Source organism: Hyphomonas oceanitis SCH89 (genome assembly GCF_000685295.1).
Taxonomy (GTDB): Bacteria; Pseudomonadota; Alphaproteobacteria; order Caulobacterales; family Hyphomonadaceae; genus Hyphomonas; species Hyphomonas oceanitis.
On record NZ_ARYL01000003.1, the window covers coordinates 34,925 to 56,215 of the forward strand.

Sequence of the window (21,291 nt, forward strand, 5' to 3'; positions counted from 1 at the left end):
GGGCATGTAGGCTGGCATTGCCAGATTCGTGTGAGGCGTTTCATGAAGTTCATCCGAGCCCTGTTGTCACTCATCGTGGCTGTCGTAATCCTCACGGCGGCTGTCGCTGGTGCAGGCTGGATCTGGCTTGGCAACGAAGTCGCCAAGGATGGGCCGTCTTCCGCCGAAACCCTGTTTGTCGTTGAACCCGGCGAAGGCTTCTCCACAGTCTCCACCCGGCTTGAAAAGGACGGGGTCATCCGTTCGGCCTGGCTGTTGCGCCTCAAGGTCCGCATTGACGGGACCGAAGGCGCCCTGAAGTCCGGTGAGTTCGTGATCGAGCCGCAGGCGAGCATGGGCGAAATCCTGGAGATACTCATCGAAGGCAAGGCCGTGATGCACAAGATCACGCTGCCTGAGGGGCGCACCACGGCGCAAATTCTTCGTCTTGTTGAATCCGATCCGGTGCTGATCGGTCCAATGCCGGAACTCCCCGTTGAAGAAGGCAGCCTCCTTCCGGATACGTATCTCTTCCATCGCGGCATGACGCGCGCCAAGCTGATCGCACAGATGGCCAAGGCACAGGATGATTTGTTGGCAGAGCTGTGGCCGACACGTCAGGAAGGCCTGCCGATCACCACGCCGCAGGAAGCCGTGATTCTCGCCTCTGTCGTGGAGAAGGAGACGGGCAATGCGTCAGAGCGGCCCGAAGTCGCCGCTCTGTTCATCACCCGTATGAAGCGCGGCATGCGGCTGGAGAGCGACCCGACGATCATCTATGGCGTCTCGCAAGGCGAACCTCTGTACAACAAGGCCGGCAAGCGCCGCACGCTCCTGCGCTCTGAAATCGACCGCAAGACCGACTGGAATACTTACCAGATTGATGGCCTGCCGAAGACGCCAATTTGCAATCCTGGCCGTGACGCGATTGCCGCAGTGCTAGATCCGCCCGAAACCGAGTACATCTTCTTCGTGGCAGACGGCAAAGGGGGGCATCTCTTCGCCAAGACGCTGGCCGAGCATAATCGGAATGTGGCGGCCTATCGGAAATACGAGCGCGGCGAGATCGCGCGGGAAAGGGCAACAAATGAGTGAACTGTCCGGCATGACCGGCTTTGCCCGCGTCACGGGGGAAGCGTCCTGGGGCAGTTGGGCCTGGGAAGCGAAAAGCGTGAACGGGCGCAGCCTCGACGTGCGCGTGAACACGCCGCCGGGCTTCGACGCGCTGGAGCGCGGCGTTAAGGCGGCCGCGTCGAAACTGTTCAATCGCGGCTCGCTTCAGGTGTCGCTGCGAATCGACATGAGCGCGGGCGACGAGAAAGTCACCGTCAACGAGCCGCTTCTTGCGGCGCTCACGGATGCGGCGCAGGCGATACACGGCGTCGGTCTTTCCGGCGAGGCGATTGCGACGCTGATGACGCTGAAGGGCGTTGTGGAGACGGGCGGCAGCTCACTGCGCGAACTGGCGCAGGATGAAGCGGCGATTGCGACACTGACGCAAGCGGCGGAGACCGCGCTTGCTGAGCTGGCTGCGGCGCGCCTCGCGGAGGGCGCTTCGCTCAAGGACCTGCTGACGGGCCTTGTGGGCGAGATGGAAGGCTTTGCCGCCAGCGCCGCGAAACTGGCCGAGGGCCAGCCTGCACTGCTGAAGGCGCGCCTGACGAAACAACTCGATGAACTCGATGCCGAGGGCCGCGTCGATGCGGACCGGGCGGCGGTGGAAATCGCGCTCAGCGCGGCGAAGGCCGATGTGCGCGAGGAGCTGGACCGCCTGTCGGCGCACTTTATCGGCGCGCGGGAATTGCTTGCTGCCGGTTCGCCGGCAGGTCGCAAGATCGACTTCCTGGCGCAGGAACTGAACCGCGAAGCCAACACACTTTGCTCGAAATCTGTCAGCCTGGATTTGACGAATGCCGGTCTCGGCCTCAAAGGGGTGATTGACCAGTTCAAGGAGCAGGCCGCGAATGTCGAATGAGCAAATGGGAAAGCGCAGGGGGCTGATGCTCGTCCTGTCGAGCCCGTCGGGCGCAGGCAAGACGACGCTGTCGCACATGCTGCTGAACGAGTTCGAGGACGTGAACCTTTCGGTCTCCGCCACGACGCGAAAGCCACGCCCGAACGAGCAGGAAGGCGCGCACTATCACTTCAAGTCCGTTGAGGACTTCAAGGGCATGATTGCGGGCCGTGAGTTCCTCGAATGGGCCCATGTCTTCGACAAGTATTACGGCACGCCGCGCGCCGACACGGTGGCGAAGCTGGAGAGCGGCGAGGACATCCTGTTCGACGTCGACTGGCAGGGCGCCGATGCGCTGCATGACCAGATGCCGAACGATGTCGTCTCGGTCTTCATCCTGCCGCCCAGCATCGAGGAGCTGGAAGCGCGCCTCGCCGCCCGCGAGGGCTCGACGCCGGAAGACGTGGCCCGCCGCATGGTGGATGCGCGCCGCGAGATCATGCACTGGCGCCGCTATGACTATGCCATCGTCAACGACAATCTCGAGGAGGCGTACCAGCGCCTGCGCCGCATCCTGCTGGTGGAGCGCCTGAAACGGCTGCGCCAGCTGGACCTTGAAGACCATGTCCGCCGCCTCCTTGGCGAGGCCTGAGACAACCGAACCGTTTAGCCGTTTTTGCAAGTCCTCCCGGAAAGGGCCAGCGCATGACGAACGATAATGAACCGCAGACCGGTGGCCAGATGCCTGAGCCGCCGGCCCCTCCGCCGCGCCCCAAGGCGAAGCGGGTGTGGCTCCTATGGCTGCTCCCGTTCGCAGGCATCGTCCTGATCGCCTGGTATGTCCTGCGCGGCGGCATGGACCGCTCGCACACATTCGAGGAAGTAACGGATATTGTGGTCGAGCCGTTTGACGGGAAGCCGTAAGCAGTATGGCCGTATCCCCGGCGAACGCCGGGGTCTCTTGCCTTTCTCCAATTGCCTGAGATCCCGGCTTTCGCCGGGAGCACGGATGTGGGGGGATCAGCCCTTTTAAGAATTCCACTCACCTCCCGGGGATACCTGCGGAGGCAGGTATCCATGGACCGGGTTTTCCCAAAGCGCTGTGAGGCCCGGCCAGTCCATGGGCCCCTGCCTGCGCAGGGGCCACCGGGGGGAGCGTGGAGTGTGCGAATTAGAGGGATGTGGGTGTGACCGGAAACGCCTGTCGGCGTCCGGCAAAGGGGTCTGATTGACTGTCGGATTTAGCCGGATGTTTCCCAGCTTTTGAACGCGGTGCGGAGGAGTTCCGGCAGGGCTGTCGCGATGGCGCCAAGCTCTGGCGGCATGCGGTGTGTGCGTGTCATGGGAAGTGCCATGGGTGCCGCTTCACCGGCCTTGCGCTGGCGTTCGAGGGTTCGGGCGAGGCGTTTGGCGTGAGCTTCGGGGGCGGCGAGCAGTTCCTGCAAAGCCGCGAGCCGGGCGAGGATTGGGGCGGCCTGAACGGGGCCGCAGGACCGCGCCGCAGTCGCAAGCCCGTCCCTGTCCATGTCCGGGCCCAAGACGCGGGGCGCCAGGCCGGTGAGGCGGCCCGAGGCCTTGGTTTCGACGCGCTCGGTATCCGGATGATGCCCGGACGATGCCCGAATAGTAACCGGCGGCAGCACGAGCCCGAGGGCCATGAGCACGAGCAGGCGCCGGATGATGATTTCGAGCCGGGCGAGTTCGGCGCGGGCCCGCTGGGCGAGGGTGCGTTTCAGGGTGGAAGGGTTGAGGTGGGCGCTCGTCATCACGGCGACGTTCGCCAGCGCGCGTTGCGCGTGGGCGATGCCGTGGGTGACGAAGGCGGTAGGATTGGTCATGGCGGCCAGTATAGGCCGGGCGGGATTAGGGTTGGATAAGGTGGAGGAAATCTCGTCCGCATCCCCGGCGAAAGCCGGGGTCTCTCGCGGGTGAAAACTTTCTTCAATTGCCTGAGGTCCCGGCGTTCGCCGGGACTGCGGTGTGTGTGGGGAATGGGAGTGAAGCGCTCACCCTGAGCGAAGTCGGAGGGCGGGCGCGGGCTTCCTCTTTTCATCGCACGGGGTGCGTGTTTCGATCCCCGCCTTCGCGAGGACAGGCTTCGCTCAGGATGAGGCCCTTAGGGAGGTTTGCGCTCGGCGCCGTGATACCTGCAGTGCGCTCCCTTCTCCCTTGGGAGAAGGGAGGGGATGAGGGGAAATGTCGGCGCTGCGAGCGGCGGGGCTTGTGGGACGTTCCGTGACCCCTCACCCCCGGCCCCTCTCCCAGAAGGGAGAGGGGGGCGCGCGGGGCTAGGCTCGGTTCTTCTATTGCCTGAGGTCCCGGCTTTTGCCGGGACTGTGGTTTGGGGGGAGTGGCGCTGCCTAATCCGGACGGGCGTCCTTCAGGTTGCCGGCGTAGAAGGTGCGGATGTCGGCGACCAGCGCGTCCATTGCGCCGTCGTTGAGGTACATCATGTGGCCGCCCTGATAGTAGGTGAGGGCGACGCGGTCCTGCGGGATGCCATAGCGGCCGAATGTGATCTCTGCATCGAAGAAGGGGCAGATCAGGTCGTAATAGCCGCTGGCCACCATGACTTTCAGGGCCGTGTTGTGGCGCATCGCGGTCGTCAGCTGGCGGCCGACATTGACGTAATGCGGCTCCCAGGATTCGCCTTCCGCCTTGTCGTCAAAATCCCATTGCGAGCCTGCCTCGTTGCTGGACACCATGTACGGGCGGTCCATCTCGACGCCGAGATCGGTCGACAGGTACTGGTTCATCAGCGCGGAATAGGCGGAGCTGACGAAATAGCTCGCTGCGTCGTCTTCCGGGGTCTCGGCGATATCGTCGGCCTCGTCGCCGGCATAGCGGCCATCGAGGCGGCCGAGGGCGAGGCCCCTGTCGCGCAGCAATTCCTTCTGGAAACGCGGCATCAGAATGCGCAGGCTGGAGCGCTCGATATAGACGGGATCAAGGCCGGTGAAATAGGCGAGCCGGTCGCGGATATGCGCGCGTTCATCCGGGCTGAGACGGTCGCCCTTGAGCAGGGCCGGGCCATATTCATCGCGGGCAAAGGCGCGGGCCTCGCCGAGGAAATCGGCCTGGGCCACGCCCTGGCCAGCCTTGCCGTGATATTGCGCGGCGGCGGCCATGCTCGGCAGGTAGGTGATGTAGGAATAGACATTGTCGTCGACCGAGGTGGAGCCCTCATAGTCGAGCGCCTGCGAGATCAGCACGATGCCGTTGAGGGCGATATCGACGTCGCCTGTGGTCAGTTCATTGGCGAGATAGGCGGCGCGGGTGGTGCCGAAACTTTCGCCGGCGAGGTATTTCGGGGCGTTCCAGCGCTTGTGCTTGGTGATCCAGATGCGGATGAACTCGGCAATCGAGCTGGCGTCGCCGTCTTCGTTCCAATAGTCCGCGTTTTCGCCATCGCCGACGACGCGGCTGTAGCCGGTGCCGACGGGATCGATGAAGACAAGGTCGGTGACGTTGAGCATGGATTGTTCATTGTCGAGGAGCCTGTAGGGCGCGGCGCCATCATCCGCGTCGGCATCGCTGGCGACTTCAACGCGCTTCGGGCCGAGCAGGCCGAGGTTCAGCCAGACGGAGGCCGAGCCGGGGCCGCCATTGAAGACGAAGGTGACGGGCCGGTCGGCGCCTGCATTGTCGCGGATATAGGAAATGGTGAAGAGGCTGGCGGCGGGGTCGCCTTCCTCGTTGGCGATATAGGTTTCGCCCGCTTCGACATGATAGGCGATTTTCTGGCCGCCGAAGACGCCGCTATGCTTGCTCTCGAACATGACCGGATCGGGGACGGGTTTGGATTCGGTCTTTTCGTCGTCCGGTTTGGCGGTCTCCGGGTCGGCAAAGGCAGGCGTGGCAAAGGCCATTACCAGGGCCATGAACAGGGCGCGCATCATCATATCTCTCCGTCCGGGGGCCCACGGCATGACCGGGGCAGGCTTGCGGTTTGGAAGGGAGATACTTGATTGTAAAGGTAAAAACCAGTCGCCGGAGCGCGGGGGCGTCAAAGCGCCCCGGGTTTTGGTGCCACGGTTTCCGGCAACATGGCGCGAGACGCGCTGTGGCGCACCTGCGTGCTTTCCATTCACGACTGTGGCGGCTAAGTCTTAGAGGGTTGAGATCGGGCAAGGGAGCGTGTGGATGCCAGCAGGGTTTGAATGGGGTTGGGACAATGCGCGGGCACTGCTCGGCATTGCGGTCATCTTCGCCATCGCATGGAGCCTCAGCGAGAACCGCAAGGCGTTCCCCTGGAAGATCGTTCTGGGATCTGTCGCCATACAGTTTGCCTTTGCGCTCGTCCTGTTCGGCATTCCAGTCGTGCGCGATGCGCTGTTTGCCGCAAACATGGTGGTCGATGGCCTCATCGCCGCAACGGCGTATGGCACAGAGTTCGTATTTGGCCCCATCTTCGGGACGCAGGCCGGATGGGAAGGCTTTACAGGCCAGCCGGGGCCCATTTTCGCCGTGCACCTCCTGCCGCTGATCATCGTCGTCGCGTCGCTGTCCGCCGTGCTTTGGCACTGGCATATCCTGCGCTGGGTAACCAAGGGCTTTGCCAGCGTGTTCCGGCGCTTCATGGGGCTGGGCGGGGCAACCTCGCTGGCCGTGGCGGCGAATGTGTTCATGGGCATGACCGAGGCGCCGATCCTGATCAAACCGTACATCAAGGGCATGACGCGGTCTGAAATCTTCATCATGATGACGGCTGGCTTCGCCACCGTGGCGGGTAGCGTTCTGGTGCTCTACGGGGTGTTCCTGAAGGACGTATTGCCGAATGCGCTGGGCCAGCTGCTGGCCGCATCGCTGATCGCGGCGCCGGCCGCCGTGGCGCTCGCTTTGGTCATGGTGCCCGAGACGGTGGACGAGACGCAGCGCGCCCACGAGCCTGATTTCGAATATGATTCCACGATGGATGCTTTCTCGACCGGCGCCAGCGACGGCCTGAAAATCATCGCCAATATCGTGACCATGCTGATCGCGGCCTTTGCGGCGCTTTACCTTGTGAACCTCGGCCTCGGCGCCTTGCCGGATTTCGGCGGCGCGCCGCTTTCCATCGAGCGCATCCTCGGATGGATCTTCGCGCCTGTCATGTACATGATTGGCGTGCCGATGGGCGAGGCGGCGCAGTCTGGCTCGCTGATGGGCATCAAGACGGTGCTGACCGAGTTCGTCGCCTTCCTGCAGCTGTCGGGTGATGCGGCCGAGGGCCTCAGCCCGCGCGCGCGGATGATCACGGCGCATGCGATCTGCGGCTTCGCGAACTTTGGCTCCATCGGCATCCTGCTCGGCGGGCTCAGCATTATCGAACCGACACGGCGCTCGACCTTCCTTGAGCTGGCGTGGAAGACGCTGCTGGCGGGAACGCTGGCAACATGTATTTCCGGCGCGATTGTCGGCGCGCTGCCGTTCGCACTGTTTGCGCACTGAGCTGACGCTCGGGGAGGGCTCGCCAAGGGGCGGGGATCGCCCTAAGTCTCGGACATTGCAACCAAGCCGAAGGGTTTTCCATGCCGCACCGACTGATTGCGACCTCCGCCAGCCTTGCCGTTCTGGCGACATGTCTTGCGGGGCAGGCGGCAGCGCAGGAGGGTCCTGACGAGCCAGAACCTGAACTGGTCTGCGTTTTGATGATGCAGCACATTGAAGTGGAGGATGATCTAGATTTATCCCGACCGGATAGTTCACGCTGCAAAAATGTGCATCGCCGAATGAAGCCAATCAAGGTGTACGGGGATCGTCAGTTCAGCGATCCCGGCAGCTTCTCCGCTGCTACCAGCAAGGATATCGCCGACACGCTCGCCGATCACCCCGCTGAGATTCTGAACACGCTGCCGGGCGTCAACATCCAAATGAATTCCGGGCAGGAGCATTTGATTGCCATCCGCTCGCCGGTGCTGACCGGCGGGGCAGGACAGGGCAGTTTCCTGATCCTCGAGAATGGCGTGCCGACGCGCTCGCCCGCCTTTGGCAACGTCAACAGCCTGATGGAGCCGCATCATGAAGTGGCCGAGGCCATCGAAGTGGTGCGCGGGCCGGGGAGCGCCAAATATGGCTCGAACGCGGTGCACGGCCTCGTCAACGTCATCCTCGGCAAGCCGGGCGATGGCGGCTTTGCCAGCGCGAGCTATGGCACGCTGGGGCGCTATCGCAGTGACGCAGCGCTGGACGATGGCGAGCATGTGCGCCTTGGCCTGTCTCTGCAGCACGATAATGGCTGGCGCGACAATACCGGCATGGACCAGCAGAAATTCTCTGCCGTTGGCGCCTATACGCTGGGTGGATGGGATGTGACGCCATGGTTGTCGGCTTCGAACCTGAATCAGGAATCGGCGGGCTTTGTGAATGGCACCGACAGCTACAAGGACCGTGATCTCGTCAAGCAGAATCCGAACCCGGAAGCCTATCGCGACGCATGGTCGGCGCGGCTTGGCATGCGGGCGGAGCGGGACCTGGGGCCGGGCACGCTGGTGCTGACGCCCTATGCGCATGCCCAAGCGATGATCTTCTCGCAGCACTTCCTGCCAAATGGCGGCGTCGAGAAGAATGGCCACACGGGCGGCGGCCTGATGGCGCGCTATGGCTGGCAGGCGAGCGATAATGTCGAGCTGCGTCTTGGCGCAGATGTGGATGTTGCGAGCGGTTACCTGAAGGAGATCCAGCCGGACCCGTTCGGCTTTTTTCCGGGCGACGGGCGCTTCCCGCAGGGCGTCCACTATGACTACACGGTCGACACGACCGAGCTGGCGCTATGGGGCGAGGCGGAGTTTGCGCTGGGCAACAATGTCAGCGTGCTGGCGGGCCTTCGCGGCGAGACGCATGAATATGATTATTCGACCGATGCGCCGGTGGGCATCAATGGCCGGTTCAATGTGCCGGCCGACAGGACGGATGATTTTGACCTGCTGACGCCGAAGCTCGGCCTGATCTGGTCGCCGGGCGATGTGAGCTATTACGTGAACTATGCGCGCGGCGAGCGGGCGCCACAGGCCTCCGATCTCTACCGGCTGCAGGATAAGCAGGTGGCCGGCCAGGTGCAGACCGAGACGCTGGATAGCGTGGAAGTCGGTGCGCGCGGCAGCGCCGTGGACGGACGGCTTGTGTTCGATGTGGCTGCCTACTGGATGGACAAGGAGAATTTCTTCTTCCGCGATAGTGACGGCCTCAACGTGCCGGACGGATCGACGCGCCATGTCGGCGTGGAGGCCGCAGCGGCGTTCGATATTACCGATACGCTGGCGCTGAAGGGCAATGTAAGCTGGTCTGACCAGACTTATACGTTCGACCGGATCGTCAACAGTTCGGCCACTGGAATCATCCGCGATGGCAACCAGATCGACACGGCGCCGGAATGGCTGGCCGATGCCTCGCTCGACTGGCAGGCGACAGAGGCGCTGAGCCTCTCCTTGTCGGTGGAACATGTCGGCGAATATTTCATGGATCCCGCCAATACGGCGACCTATCCGGGGCACACGATCCTGGCGGCGCGTGGTTCCTATGCCTTTAGTGAGGGGACGGAAGTGTTCCTGATCGTGCGTAATCTGACGGACGAGGCCTATGCCGACCGCGCGGACCTCGCCTTCGGCAATGGTCGCTACTTCCCAGGCGAGCCGCTCAATGCGACGCTGGGCGTGAGGAAGACATTCTAGGATATGGCAGGCTCATCCTGAGCGAAGTCGAAGGACGAGCCGGGAGATCGTAAGCACGCGCTCGTCCTTCGACTTCGCTCAGGATGAGCGCTACGATAATGAAAAGGGAGAGAGAAACAGATGAAACTTTACCAGAGCCCAAAGGCGCCAAACCCGGATCGCGTGGTCTTTTTCCTGCGCGCGAAAGGCAAGCTCGACGCTGTGGAGATGATCGATGTGTCGATCATGGACCAGCAGCACAAGACACCGGAATACCGTGAGGTCTCACCCTATTCGCAGGTGCCGGCGCTGGTGCTGGACGATGGCACGGCGATCACCGAGAGCCGCGCGATCTGCACCTATCTGGAAGGCATCTTTCCCGAGCCAAACCTGATGGGCACGGACCCGAAGGAGAAGGCCCTGATCGAGATGTGGGACCGGCGCATCGAGCTGATGTTCTTCATCCAGTTTGCCGGCTGGTTCCGCAATTCGCACCCGATGATGGCGCCGCTGGAAGTGCCGCAAAGCCCCGAGGCTGCCGCCAAGGGCGAGAAAGCGGCGCGGTCGATGGCCAAGCGCCTCGACGCGCATCTTGCGACCCATGAGTTCGTCGCGGCAGACCGTTTCTCGATTGCGGATATCACGCTCTACATCGCCGTGGGCTTTGCCCGCGTGATGAAATGGGAGCCGCACAAGGAATTCGAACACCTTGGCCGCTGGCACGCCGCGATGACCGAGCGCGGGTTCGCGAAGGGCTGAGCCCCCCGCAAACCGGTTATTGGGCGTCAGGCGTTCTTGATCGACATGCCGCCATCGACCGGGATGTGAACGCCATTGAGGAATGAGGCAGCCGGCAGGACCAGCGACAGGGTCATGTTGGCGACCTCTTCCGGAATGCCGTAACGGCGCAGCGGCACGCGGCGCTTGGCATAGATTTCCTTGTGCTCGTCAGGAATGCCGCTCGTGATGCCCGTGATGATCGGGCCGGGGCAGATGCAGTTCACGGTGATGCCTTCGCGGCCGAGATCGACCGCAAGGCCGCGCGTCAGGCCGATCACGCCATGCTTGGCAGCGACGTAAGGCGAGTTGCCGGGCGTTGCGCCGAGGCCTTCGGTGGAGGCGATATTGACGATACGTCCCCAGCCATTCTTGCGCATGTAGGGCAGCGCGGCGCGGATGGCGCGCTGGTGCGAGGTGAGCATGACATTGATGCTCGGGCCCCAGCTGTCTTCATAGCTTTCCTCGCCGACATCGCCCGCTTTGGCGAAGCCGGCATTGTTCACGAGAATGTCCATGCCGCCGAAATGGGCGGCGGCCTCGTCGACCACGCGCTTGATGGCGTCAGCGTCGCTCACGTCCAGCGCCCAGCCCTTCACATGGCCGATGCCGGCTGCGTTGATCTCGTCGACAACGCGGTCGACGTTTTCCTGCTTGAGGTCGGTGACAGCGACATTTGCGCCTTCACGGGCGAAGAGGTGGGCGGTTGCCCTTCCCATGCCGCTGGCCGCGCCGGTGATGAGGGCGGTCTTGCCTTTGATGGAGCGGGAAAGTTCCTGATAGGGGGGCTGGGTCATGCTTTGGGCCTTTTCACTTTGATTGTGCCGGAAAAATTGAGAACGGGGCGGCCGTCAGCCGTGATGATGCCGCGTACGAAGGTGATGGAGCGGCCCTGGCGCAGCAGGTCGCCGCGCGCCTCGAGCAGTTCGCCTTCGCGGGCGCCGTCGAGGAATTCTGCGGTAAAGGCGACGGTAAGGCCATAAACGCCCTCCATGCCCTGATGGCCGATGGCGAAGAGGGCATAGTCCGCGAAGGTCATCAGGCAGCCGCCGTGCACGACGCCGCCGGCGTTCATGTGCTTGCGCTGGGCGCGAAAGGCCGCAACCGGGCCTTTTTCGTCGGTCCGCATGTAGAACGGGCCGGCCGTGTCATATTCGAATGGCTCTTCGGGCCAGGTGTGCCAGCCCTTGAACTCGCCTTCTGTTACTTCCGTCGTCACCATTTGCGGCTTGTTCCTCCCTTTTGGCTTTGATACCGCACGGTCACCCTTCGACAAGCGTGCCCCAACGGCATATCATCTTGCCGACAAACATAAATGGGAGCCTCCATATGGCCTTCGATGCCGAAATCCGCGCTGCACTGATCGAACAGGTGCGCCGCTTCGTGACCGAGAAATGCATACCGATCGAGGCCGAAGTCGGCGACAATGATGCCGTGCCGCAATCCATCGTCGACGAGATGAAGAATCTCGGCCTGTTCGGCATTGCCGTGCCGGAAGAATACGGTGGCCTCGCGCTCGACATGGAAACCGAATGCCTCGTGGCGTTCGAACTCGGCCACACGTCGCCAGCCTTCCGCTCGGTTGCAGGCACCAATATTGGTATCGGCAGCCAGGCGCTGGTTCTGTTCGGTACGGATGCGCAGAAATCCAAATGGCTGCCCGGCATTGCCAGCGGCGACCTGATCGCGAGCTTCGCGCTGACCGAGCCGGAAGCAGGCTCTGACGCCGGCAGCCTGACCACGAAAGCGATCCGCGACGGCGACCATTACGTGCTGAACGGCACCAAGCGCTATATCACCAATGCCAACAAGGCGGACCTGTTCACCGTCATGGCGCGCACCGATCCGTCGACGCCGGGCGCCAAGGGCGTCAGCGCCTTCATCGTCGAGCGTAATACGCCGGGCGTGTCGGTCGGCCAGCCCGAGAAGAAGATGGGCCAGCAGGGCGCGCATATCTGCGACGTGATCTTCGAAAACGCACGCGTGCCGGTCGAGAACCGCCTTGCGGGCGAGGGCGAAGGCTTCAAGGTGGCCATGAGCGTGCTCGACAAGGGTCGCCTGCACATCTCGGCTGTCGCCACGGGTGTGTCAGAGCGCCTGATCAAGGAAATGGTCAACTATTCGCTGGAGCGCAAACAGTTCGGCAAGCCGATCATGGAACACCAGATGATTCAGGCCATGATCGCCGACAGCCAGGCCGAGACCTATGCGGCCCGCTGCATGATCCTCGACGCTGCCCGCCGCCGCGATGCGGGCGAGGATGTCACCATGCTGGCCTCGTGCACGAAACTGTTTGCCACCGAGGCCTGTGGCCGCGTGGCAGACCGCGCCGTGCAGGTGTTCGGCGGGGCCGGTTACGTCACCGATTATGGCATTGAGCGTTTCTACCGCGACGTCCGCATCTTCCGCCTCTATGAAGGCACGACTCAGATTCAACAGATCATCATTGCGCGGGAACTCGCCCGCGCCGCCAAAGCGGGAAAGCTATAAATGTTCGACCACGACCCTACAGACCCGCACGAAGTTGGCCTCAATCCTGACCGTCTCGCGGCCATTCCTGAGTATTTCCAGACCAACTATATCGACACCGGCAAGGTGCCCTGCATGGCGACGCTGGTCTCGCGCGGCGGCGAGATCGCGCTGGAAGACTATTCCGGCACGACACATCTCGGCAGCGGCGAGCCCATCGGCCCGCACACGATCTTCCGCATGTACTCCATGACCAAGCCGATCACCTCGCTGGCCGCCATGATGCTGTTCGAGGAGGGCAAGCTGCGCCTCGACCATGATGTCAGCCGGTACATTCCCGAATTCGCGGACGTGATGGTCTATGAGAGCGGCGAGGGTGATGCGATCAAGACCCGCAAGCCGGACCGGCCGATGAAAGTGCTGGACCTCTTCACCCATACGTCAGGCCTCACCTATGGCTTCATGATGCAGCATCCCGTGGATGCGCTGTACCGCAAGGAAAAGATCGGTCGGCCTGACGAGACGCTCCTGCAAATGTCGAAGCGCCTCGCAAAGCTGCCGCTGCAATGCTCGCCCGGTGATGAATGGTGGTACAGCCACTCGATCGATGTGCTCGGTGCAATTGTCGAGATTGCATCCGGCATGGAGCTCGACGCCTTCTTCCGCGAGCGCATCACGGGCCCACTTGGCATGCACGATACAGACTTCTGGGTGCCGGAAGACAAGATCGACCGCCTGATGGCTTGCTACCAGAAAGATGCGCTAACGGGCGAAACAACGCTGGCCGATGCGGCAGGCGCAGAGTCCCGCCTCTATGCGAAACGCCCGACCCTGCTGAATGGCGGCGGCGGTCTCGTGTCCACCATGCGCGACTATCATCGCTTCTGCCTGATGATCCTGCGCGGCGGCACGCTCGATGGCCAGCGTATTATCAGTCCCAAGACGCTGGAATTCATGCGCCAGAACCATCTACCTTTCGGCCAGACCATGCGCGACATGGGCAAGTCCATGTTCACCGAAGTCATGGCCGATGGCGTCGGCTTTGGCCTTGGCGGCTCGGTGGTTACCGATGTTGTCGCCGGCATGCAGCCGGGCAGCGAGGGCACGTTCAGCTGGGGCGGCCTTGCCTCCACCTATTTCTGGATCGACCCGGAAGAAGAGATCATCGGCATTCAGGCAACGCAGCTCATGCCGTCCTCCTCCTATCCGATGCGCCAGCAATTCCAGCAGCTTGCCTATGCGGCGATCGACTGGTGAGACTTCTCCGATCTCTCTTGGCGGTCGGAACAGCCACACTGGTATTGGCGCAGGCCGCCAATGCACAGGATTGGTTGTATTATAAGAACAGCAAAGCTGAAGCAGGGCGTATGCTGAACGAATTCGTTGAAGCTTCGAAAGAGCGCTCTGGGGCGGATGTCTCGGAATTTAATGCTTTTCGGGTTCAATATTTGAAGCTAGCGGGACCAGACGGGGATAAGTGCTTCTATGGCTGTTCTGGCGGTCTGGCAGGTGATGCTCCCAATATTGGTAGCCAAGAGTTCCGAGATTATCTTGCTAATACCGCAATTGCAGAAGCGGCTATATCTGCGGATATTCCGAGTGAAGCGGTCGGCTCCATTTTAACTGCTGGAGCACTCGTCGCAGAGTGGAAGAAATCGCATGCTGGCCCTCCAAAAGCGGGCAACAGATCATTGGCAGACTACATCGACTCTGTGCAAACAGTCGGTGCCAAGATTCAATCTCCAAACTGGTTCTATCTGCAAGGTTGTATCGCATCGGAGCCGAGCTTGCAGGAGCTGGGCCGACATGTTGATGCTATTAGCGACAGCATTTTGCACATGCCTTCAATTTCCAAGTCGGATACAGAGACGCTTATGAAGCTGCGGGTATCACTGCGCGATATTGGATATCGACCATGACAGAGCCAAAAAATCCTGTGCGCGAGGCGATCCTGTCGCTGACCGCCGAATGCGGCGTCGGCAAGACGATCAGCGCCGAACAGGCAGCCCGTGCCGTGAGCGAGGAAAACTTCCAGCGCGTACTCAAGGATGTGCGCGCTGAAGCCGTCCGACTCGCCAAAGCGGGCACGATTGCGATCTATCGCAAAGGCAAGCCGGTGGAAAATCTTGATACGTTCAAGGGCGTCTACCGGCTCGGCCTGCCGCCAGCCTAGTCTGCGGCAGGCTCCGGTTCGGCCCTTACGGCTGGTAGCGGTTGCCGTACCGGCGCAGGTCGGTTCGCACCGTGTCGCCCCTGATATGCAGCACGTAGAGCCGGTCGAACTCGCCTGCCTCGTTAATTTCCGTGCCGGGATCGCCGCCCAACTGTTCTACCAGTGGGGGCGTTGTGTTGGAGTGGCCGACGACCAGAATTGTACCTGTCTGCGTTGTCAGCTCACTGGCAAAGGCGAGCAGGTCTGAGGCATCATATATCTCGACAGGCACATTCAGAGCGGCCGCTAGGGGCGCCGCTGTCTGGCGTGTGCGTGCTGTGTCGGTGGAATAGATCCGTGTGATACCGGCCTTTTTCAGCGTCAGCGCAAGTTCTTCAGCCCGTGCCTGGCCTTCATCTGTCAGCGAGGGGTCATCGCCGACCTGCTTTTCCGCGTGGCGGACAAGGTAGATCACCGTTTCCGGTGGTGGCGGTGAAGACATGCAGGCGGCAGACAGAACCGCAGCGGCCATCAGGCCCGCAAAGGCGCGCCGGGAAACCCTCATGCGACTTGGGGTCTGGCGATGGGGTCATCCAGCGAGAAAGCGTAGGAACTCGGGCCGTGCATGCGCAGATGCTGCAGGCGGTCCCATCCGTCACTCATCGTGAAACGCTCGTCACGTGGGGCCCACCACATGACGAATCCGGGGCCCTGGCTGCGGTCGAGCTGCGATTGCAGGCGGCGCATGCCGGCCGGGTGCGTCTTGCCGGAATAGACGAAGCGCCGCATTTCCTCGAGCGATGTCCAGCCGGCCATGGTGCAGACATCCGGTATGCCCAGCTCTTCCGCATAGGGGAATGCCTGATACAGGTCGCGCCAGATGCCACTGGGCTCGCGAACGCCATGGCGATGCCAGTGAAGCCCTTCGAAGGAGTCGGCGTCGCTGAAAATTCGCGGCAGGATCGACAGGAAAACCCGCACGAACTCATTCTCGAACGTAAACGCGCCTGTCGGGCGCGCACAGTTGAAATGAATCAGCCTGTAATCCATGCAGGTAACCGCCCCCCCGGCCCAAATATATAGTCGCCGGGAAAATGTCACGGATGCCTTACTCCAGTGTTAACTGGAGCGGAATTTCTGCAATCTGAAGATGATTATTTGCCTTTGAAGACGGCTTTCCGCTTGCCGAGAAAGGCCTTAACGCCCTCAGCAAAATCTTCAGAGCGGCCAGCGGTGCGCTGGGACAGGCGCTCGGCCCGCAGGGCTCCTTCGAAATCGCCGTCACAGGCCGACCAGATCAGCTTGCGCGTCATGGCGAGCGCCATTGTCGGACCTTCGCTGAGCTGCTTGGCCAGCTGTTTTGCCGTGTCCATTAGCGCGTCGTCTTCGACCACGCGGTTGACGAGGCCCCAGGACATGGCCTGTTCGGCAGGAATCTTTTCGCCCAGCAGGGCCATTTCCATGGCGCGAACACGGCCGATCGTGCGGGCCAGCAGGTAGGTCGAACCGCCATCGGGAACGAGGCCGATGCGGCGGAATGCCTGCAGGAAGTAGCCGCTCTTGGCGCAGATCACGAGATCGCCGATCAGGCCGAGGGCGCAGCCGACACCGGCTGCCGCGCCGTTCACGGCCGTGATGACCGGATGCGGGTGGTCCTGAATGGCCAGGATGAGCGGATTATAGTGGGTTTCCAGGGCGCGGCCGGCATCGGGCATCGAGCCCGGATGGCTGAGCGCCGTGCCGCTGCCGGGGTTTGCGCCGAGGTTCGCACCAGAGCAGAAGCCGCGGCCTTTGCCTGTGAGGATCGTGCAGCGGGCTTCGCGCGCAGCCGTCTCGAACGCATGCAACAGTTCTTGTGCGGTATCGATTCCGCAGGCGTTCATGGTGGACGCATCGTCGAAGCTGATGATGGCCGTATCGCCGTCCAGTTCGTAGGAAATTTTTGAATAGGCCATCTTTGTTTCTCTCCCGGAAGTTTGTGTCGGCAATCTAGTAAGTTTGCCCGCCTTGTGAACGCCTCACGCAAGGGCAATGCATTTCGCTTTGTTAAGTGCTGAACGCGAGCTACACTGTTCACTTACAAATATGGCTATGGGAGATTCTGGAATGGCACTCGACAGCGCAACAGGCAGCGGCATGAGCTCCATCCTCACGCGACAAAAGGCGGCAAACCTGCGCGACGGCATACCGTCCGCTGCGAAAAGGATCGAATGGCTCGACAAGTCCATCGACCTTCTGATCACCCACGGCGACGCCTTCAACGAGGCCATGTGCGAGGATTTCGGCCATCGTTCCAAGGACCAGTCGGCCTTTACCGACATTGCGTCCTCGATCGCCGCGCTCAAGTTTGCCAAGAAGCACCTTCACAAGTGGATGCAGCCAGACAAGCGCGGCGTCGAGTTCCCGCTCAATCTTCTGGGCTCCAAAGCGCAGATCCAGTTCCAGCCAAAAGGCGTGATCGGCGTCATCAGCCCGTGGAACTTCCCGGTCAACCTGACCTTCACGCCGCTTGCGGGTGTCTTCGCCGCCGGCAACCGTTGCATGATCAAGCCGTCGGAATTCACCGAGGCGACGTCGGAACTGATGAAGTCCGTGATTGCGCAATATTATGACGAGGAAGAAATGGCCGTAATCACCGGCGGCCCCGAAGTCGGCGCCGAGTTCACGAAGCTGCCTTTCGACCATATCCTCTTCACTGGCGCGACTTCTGTTGCAAAGCACGTCATGCGTGCGGCAGCCGACAACCTTGTCCCGCTCACGCTTGAGCTGGGCGGCAAGAGCCCGGTCATTCTTGGCCGCTCCGCTGACATGCAGAAAGCCGCCAACCGCATCATGGCCGGCAAGACACTTAACGCCGGGCAGATCTGCCTCGCGCCAGACTATGCCTTCGTGCCCAAGGAAAAGACCGCCGAGTTCACAGCGGCTGCCACGAGTGCGGTCCAGAAAATGTTCCCGTCCGGACTGAAGGACAATGACGACTACACGTCCATCGTAAATCAGCGCCACTATGATCGGATCATGTCCTATATAGAGGACGCGCGGGCCAAAGGCGCTGAAGTGATCGAAATCAATCCGACCGGAGACAATTTCTCGCAACAGCCTCACCACAAGATCGCACCGCACATCATCGTCGACCCGACCGACGACATGACCGTGATGCAGGACGAGATCTTCGGCCCCATCCTGCCGATCAAGTCCTATGGTGAAACCAGTGATGCGATTGCCTACATCAACGCCCATGACCGCCCGCTGGGGCTCTACTATTTCGGCGAGGATTCGGCCGAGCGCGACAAGGTGCTCAACAATACGACTTCGGGCGGCGTTACCGTCAATGATGTGCTCTTCCATGTCGCACAGGAAGACCTGCCATTCGGCGGCGTTGGCCCCTCCGGCATGGGCAGCTACCATGGCCGCGAAGGCTTCTACGAATTCAGTCACCGCAAGTCCGTCTATACCCAAACCGGCAGTGAGATGCTGGCCATGATCCGTCCTCCCTATGGCGACGCTTTCCGCAAGCAGGTGAAAGGTCGCCTGAAGCGTTGACGGTTTAGACTTTCGTATTACCTCCCGCACTATATTGAGCCGTTGGCACGGAGGCCATGACATGTTGAGTTCGCTTGAAGGCTTCAAGTCCGTGGTGCTCGATCAGCTCGGTGAGGGCGTTATTATCGCTGACGCCGATGGCCGAATTATCAGCGTCAATCGCGCTGCGGAGGAAATTCACGGACGCTCACTTGTCGGTGGTGCCCCTGATTCGTATTCGGATGATTATCAGTTGCTGACGATGGATGATGCGCCCCATCCGCCTGACGAGCTGCCGCTCGCACGTGCCGTGATGCGTGGCGAGGATGTTGTTGACGCTCCCTGGAAGATCCGCCGACCCGACGGCACGGTCGTCATCGCCGTGGGAACGGCACGACCTGTACGCGACTCCGAAGGTGTCCAGATCGGTTCCGTCCTGACGCTCCGTGACGAGACATCACGCGTCATCGCGGAACAGGCCTTGCTTCAGGCGCTCGAAATGAAGGAGCTGCTCCTTTTCGAGGTCAATCACCGGGTCCGCAACAGCCTCCAGATCGTGGCCTCGCTCGTTGCCCTGCCAATGAAGCGCATTGACGACGAGATTGCGCGCGAGACGCTTTCACTTACGCGGCAGCGGATCGAAGTGATCACGGCCGCCCATCGCAGCTTGTACGAGCTTGGCACGCACGACCATGTCGACTGCGCCCAGCTCCTGCCCGACCTTTGTGCAACCGTCGTGCAGACTTACTCTGTGGACGATCATATTCGGCTGACATGCCAGACAGAGGGCGAGATCGTGCTTCCGGTCAGCAAGGCTGTCTCGGTCTGCCTTGCGGTGACGGAACTTGTGACCAATGCCTGCAAGTATGCCTTCACGCAGCGCGACAAGGGGGCGATTCACGTCGCGCTTGAAAGCGATGGCGAGACTGTGCGCATTGAAGTCGAAGACGACGGCATCGGCATGCCCGCGCACGGCCCACGCACCAAGCACTCCGGCATCGGCACCATCCTGGTCGAATCATTGACGCAATCTGTTGGTGCTGATGTCAAAATTGAAACAGGACCGGCAGGCACGAAATACGTAATCACGTTCAACCGGCCTCCGGCGGAACATGATTTCTCGTCTTCCCTGATCGCAAAACGGCGCAAGGCAGCCTCGTAAGGCTCCTGCGCCGATTGGCAAATTCTAACGTTTCAGGAAGGCCGGTACGTCGTCGCCGAAGCCTTTTACACGCTCCGGTGCGGGGGCGAGGATAAGATCGTCATCCTTACGCTTCTGGTCGCGTGGCGGGCGTCCGCCGCGTGAGCTGCGCTCGGACGAACGGGCCGGCTTCTCAGCGGTTTCCGCTTTTTCCTTCGGCTCGGCCTTCTCGGACTTGTCAGCTTTCGGGGCGCGCTGGCGTTTCGGCTTTTCAGCGCGTTCGGCCTTCTCGGAAGGTTCTGGCTTCTCGGCGACGTCCGCCTTTTCGGCGACTTCGGCTTTCGGTGCTTCTTCCTTGGCTTCCACCTTCGGAGCGTCGTCGCCGGACGAGCGGCGCGAACGGCCACGTTCGGGGCGATCACCACGGCCACGGCTGCTGCTTCCGCTGCTGCGGCTGCTGCCACCACTGCGTCCGCCACGGCTCGAGCGTTCTTCCGGCGGCAGGTTCTCAAGCTCTTCGAGCAGGCCTTCGGGCATATATTCCTCGACGTCCTGCTGGATCATCTTGAGGACAAAGCCCCAGGACTTTTCGTCGCTCGGCGAGACGACCGTAAAGCTCTTACCGCTCCGTCCGGCACGACCTGTCCGGCCGATCCGGTGGACATAGTCCTCGTCTTTCGGTGGCGGCGAATAGTTGAACACATGGTCGACGTCCGGAATGTCGAGACCACGGGCGGCCACGTCAGATGCGACCAGCAGTTTCAGGTCGCCATCGCGGAAGCGCTGGAGCACTTCGGTGCGGAAGGCCTGCGGCAGGTCGCCGTGGATGGCGGCAGCGTCATGGCCATGCTTCTGCAGGGAAGCCGCAACGATATCGACTTCGACCTTGCGGTTGCAGAACACGATACCGTTTTTCACATCACACGACTCAATCACGCGGCGCAGCGCGGTGCGCTTGGCCTTGGCGTCATTGCTCGGAATATGGACGACATGCTGGGTGATCGTCTTGGCGGCGTCCGTTGGGCGCGCAACCTCAATCTTCACCGGGTTGATCTGGAAGCTCTTGGCAAGCCGCTGGATGTCGGTCGGGAACGTGGCCGAGAAGAGCAGCGTCTGGCGCTTCGGTGGCAGCTTGGCGACGATCTTTTCGATGTCCGGGATGAAGCCCATGTCGAGCATGCGGTCGGCTTCATCGATGATGAGATAGTCGACACCCATCAGCAGCAGCTTGCCGCGTTCGAACTGGTCCATCAGCCGACCCGGCGTCGCGATCAGAACATCAACACCGCGCTGGAGCAGGCCTTCCTGCTCCTTAAAGCTCACGCCGCCGATCAGCAGCGCCATGGTGAGCTTGAGATACTTGCCGTATTTCTCGAAATTCTCGGCCACCTGGGCGGCGAGTTCGCGCGTGGGGCAGAGAATCAGGCAGCGCGGCATGCGCGCCCGGGCCCGGCCGCGGGCGAGACGGTGGATCATTGGCAGCACGAAGGCGGCCGTCTTGCCGGTGCCGGTCTGGGCAATGCCCGTCACGTCGCCGCCGGAAAGAATGTGGGGGATGGCTTCCATCTGGATCGGCGTGGGGGTTGTGTACCCAGCTTCTTCTACAGCTTTCAGCACGTTCGGCCCGAGGCCGAGATCTGCAAATGTTACGTCGTTCAAAGTGTTTCCA

At 61.7% G+C, this 21,291-nt stretch carries 21 protein-coding genes; 13 read left to right on the plus strand and 8 right to left on the minus strand.

Features of this window, described 5'->3' with window-relative positions; all coding sequences use genetic code 11:
• Positions 1 to 42 precede the first annotated feature (42 nt).
• From mltG to HOC_RS02980, 4 genes are read left to right on the plus strand one after another with little or no spacing between them, the layout of a single operon-like run.
• Entirely contained in the window at positions 43 to 1,074 is a 1,032-nt protein-coding gene (gene mltG / locus HOC_RS02965) for an endolytic transglycosylase MltG (protein ID WP_035535810.1), read from the plus strand.
• On the plus strand, positions 1,067 to 1,954 hold the full coding sequence (locus tag HOC_RS02970) for a YicC/YloC family endoribonuclease (protein WP_035535811.1): 888 nt from the start codon (positions 1,067 to 1,069) through the stop codon (positions 1,952 to 1,954). Before mltG ends, HOC_RS02970 begins: the two co-directional genes overlap by 8 nt.
• Positions 1,944 to 2,585, plus strand: a complete 642-nt coding sequence (gene gmk, locus HOC_RS02975) for a guanylate kinase (protein ID WP_035535812.1) — start codon at positions 1,944 to 1,946, stop codon at positions 2,583 to 2,585. Before HOC_RS02970 ends, gmk begins: the two co-directional genes overlap by 11 nt.
• A 53-nt stretch (positions 2,586 to 2,638) precedes the next feature.
• Positions 2,639 to 2,857 (plus strand): hypothetical protein, encoded by a 219-nt coding sequence (locus HOC_RS02980; protein ID WP_035535813.1) that lies wholly within the window; start codon positions 2,639 to 2,641, stop codon positions 2,855 to 2,857.
• Positions 2,858 to 3,174: 317 nt separating this feature from the next.
• On the opposite strand, the gene HOC_RS02985 is transcribed toward HOC_RS02980, so the two are convergent.
• Both HOC_RS02985 and HOC_RS02990 read right to left on the minus strand, forming a co-directional pair.
• Positions 3,175 to 3,771 carry a hypothetical protein gene (locus HOC_RS02985; protein ID WP_035535814.1) on the minus strand — a complete coding sequence of 199 codons (597 nt, stop codon included), beginning with the start codon at positions 3,769 to 3,771 and terminating at the stop codon, positions 3,175 to 3,177.
• Between the two features lie 522 nt (positions 3,772 to 4,293).
• A complete protein-coding gene (locus HOC_RS02990) occupies positions 4,294 to 5,835 on the minus strand; it encodes a S10 family peptidase (RefSeq protein WP_206741528.1) in 1,542 nt (513 codons plus the stop codon).
• Positions 5,836 to 6,076: 241 nt separating this feature from the next.
• Here HOC_RS02990 and HOC_RS02995 point away from each other — a divergent pair, with 241 nt between their 5' ends.
• The 3 genes from HOC_RS02995 to HOC_RS03005 all read left to right on the plus strand — a co-directional run bounded on the left by HOC_RS02995 (position 6,077) and on the right by HOC_RS03005 (position 10,320).
• Entirely contained in the window at positions 6,077 to 7,363 is a 1,287-nt protein-coding gene (locus HOC_RS02995) for a NupC/NupG family nucleoside CNT transporter (protein WP_035535815.1), read from the plus strand.
• A gap of 281 nt (positions 7,364 to 7,644) precedes the next feature.
• Entirely contained in the window at positions 7,645 to 9,582 is a 1,938-nt protein-coding gene (locus tag HOC_RS03000) for a TonB-dependent receptor (protein WP_241766872.1), read from the plus strand.
• Positions 9,583 to 9,702: 120 nt separating this feature from the next.
• Positions 9,703 to 10,320, plus strand: coding sequence for a glutathione S-transferase family protein (locus HOC_RS03005; RefSeq protein WP_035535816.1), 618 nt, complete (start codon positions 9,703 to 9,705; stop codon positions 10,318 to 10,320).
• A gap of 26 nt (positions 10,321 to 10,346) precedes the next feature.
• Here the strand turns inward: HOC_RS03005 and HOC_RS03010 are convergent, their stop codons facing one another.
• A complete protein-coding gene (locus HOC_RS03010; protein ID WP_035535817.1) occupies positions 10,347 to 11,135 on the minus strand; it encodes an SDR family NAD(P)-dependent oxidoreductase in 789 nt (262 codons plus the stop codon).
• On the minus strand, positions 11,132 to 11,560 hold the full coding sequence (locus HOC_RS03015) for a PaaI family thioesterase (protein WP_051624468.1): 429 nt from the start codon (positions 11,558 to 11,560) through the stop codon (positions 11,132 to 11,134). Before HOC_RS03015 ends, HOC_RS03010 begins: the two co-directional genes overlap by 4 nt.
• A gap of 107 nt (positions 11,561 to 11,667) precedes the next feature.
• Between HOC_RS03015 and HOC_RS03020 the strand changes: the two genes are divergently transcribed.
• The 4 genes from HOC_RS03020 (at position 11,668) to HOC_RS03035 (ending at position 14,980) form a co-directional block, all read left to right on the plus strand.
• On the plus strand, positions 11,668 to 12,828 hold the full coding sequence (locus HOC_RS03020; protein WP_035535819.1) for an acyl-CoA dehydrogenase family protein: 1,161 nt from the start codon (positions 11,668 to 11,670) through the stop codon (positions 12,826 to 12,828).
• Positions 12,829 to 14,064, plus strand: coding sequence for a serine hydrolase domain-containing protein (locus HOC_RS03025; protein WP_035535820.1), 1,236 nt, complete (start codon positions 12,829 to 12,831; stop codon positions 14,062 to 14,064). It begins immediately after the preceding gene.
• A gap of 110 nt (positions 14,065 to 14,174) precedes the next feature.
• The gene (locus HOC_RS03030; RefSeq protein WP_156950357.1) at positions 14,175 to 14,726 is read left to right on the plus strand and encodes a hypothetical protein; all 552 of its coding nucleotides are present in this window, start codon (positions 14,175 to 14,177) and stop codon (positions 14,724 to 14,726) included.
• Complete coding sequence (locus HOC_RS03035) at positions 14,723 to 14,980, plus strand: DUF3253 domain-containing protein (RefSeq protein WP_035535822.1); 258 nt, start codon at positions 14,723 to 14,725, stop codon at positions 14,978 to 14,980. Before HOC_RS03030 ends, HOC_RS03035 begins: the two co-directional genes overlap by 4 nt.
• 25 nt (positions 14,981 to 15,005) lie before the next feature.
• Here HOC_RS03035 and HOC_RS20980 read toward each other — a convergent pair whose 3' ends face one another.
• The 3 genes from HOC_RS20980 to HOC_RS03050 all read right to left on the minus strand — a co-directional run bounded on the left by HOC_RS20980 (position 15,006) and on the right by HOC_RS03050 (position 16,914).
• Positions 15,006 to 15,524 (minus strand): SixA phosphatase family protein, encoded by a 519-nt coding sequence (locus HOC_RS20980; RefSeq protein ID WP_051624469.1) that lies wholly within the window; start codon positions 15,522 to 15,524, stop codon positions 15,006 to 15,008.
• Positions 15,521 to 16,009 carry a DUF3291 domain-containing protein gene (locus HOC_RS03045; protein ID WP_035535823.1) on the minus strand — a complete coding sequence of 163 codons (489 nt, stop codon included), beginning with the start codon at positions 16,007 to 16,009 and terminating at the stop codon, positions 15,521 to 15,523. Before HOC_RS03045 ends, HOC_RS20980 begins: the two co-directional genes overlap by 4 nt.
• A 104-nt stretch (positions 16,010 to 16,113) precedes the next feature.
• Entirely contained in the window at positions 16,114 to 16,914 is an 801-nt protein-coding gene (locus HOC_RS03050) for an enoyl-CoA hydratase/isomerase (protein WP_034737436.1), read from the minus strand.
• Positions 16,915 to 17,065: 151 nt separating this feature from the next.
• Here HOC_RS03050 and HOC_RS03055 point away from each other — a divergent pair, with 151 nt between their 5' ends.
• Both HOC_RS03055 and HOC_RS20985 read left to right on the plus strand, forming a co-directional pair.
• Positions 17,066 to 18,502 carry a coniferyl aldehyde dehydrogenase gene (locus HOC_RS03055; RefSeq protein ID WP_035535824.1) on the plus strand — a complete coding sequence of 479 codons (1,437 nt, stop codon included), beginning with the start codon at positions 17,066 to 17,068 and terminating at the stop codon, positions 18,500 to 18,502.
• Between the two features lie 61 nt (positions 18,503 to 18,563).
• Entirely contained in the window at positions 18,564 to 19,643 is a 1,080-nt protein-coding gene (locus HOC_RS20985; protein WP_051624471.1) for a sensor histidine kinase, read from the plus strand.
• A 24-nt stretch (positions 19,644 to 19,667) separates the two neighbouring features.
• Here the strand turns inward: HOC_RS20985 and HOC_RS03065 are convergent, their stop codons facing one another.
• A complete protein-coding gene (locus tag HOC_RS03065; protein ID WP_035535825.1) occupies positions 19,668 to 21,281 on the minus strand; it encodes a DEAD/DEAH box helicase in 1,614 nt (537 codons plus the stop codon).
• Between the last annotated feature and the right edge of the window lie 10 nt (positions 21,282 to 21,291).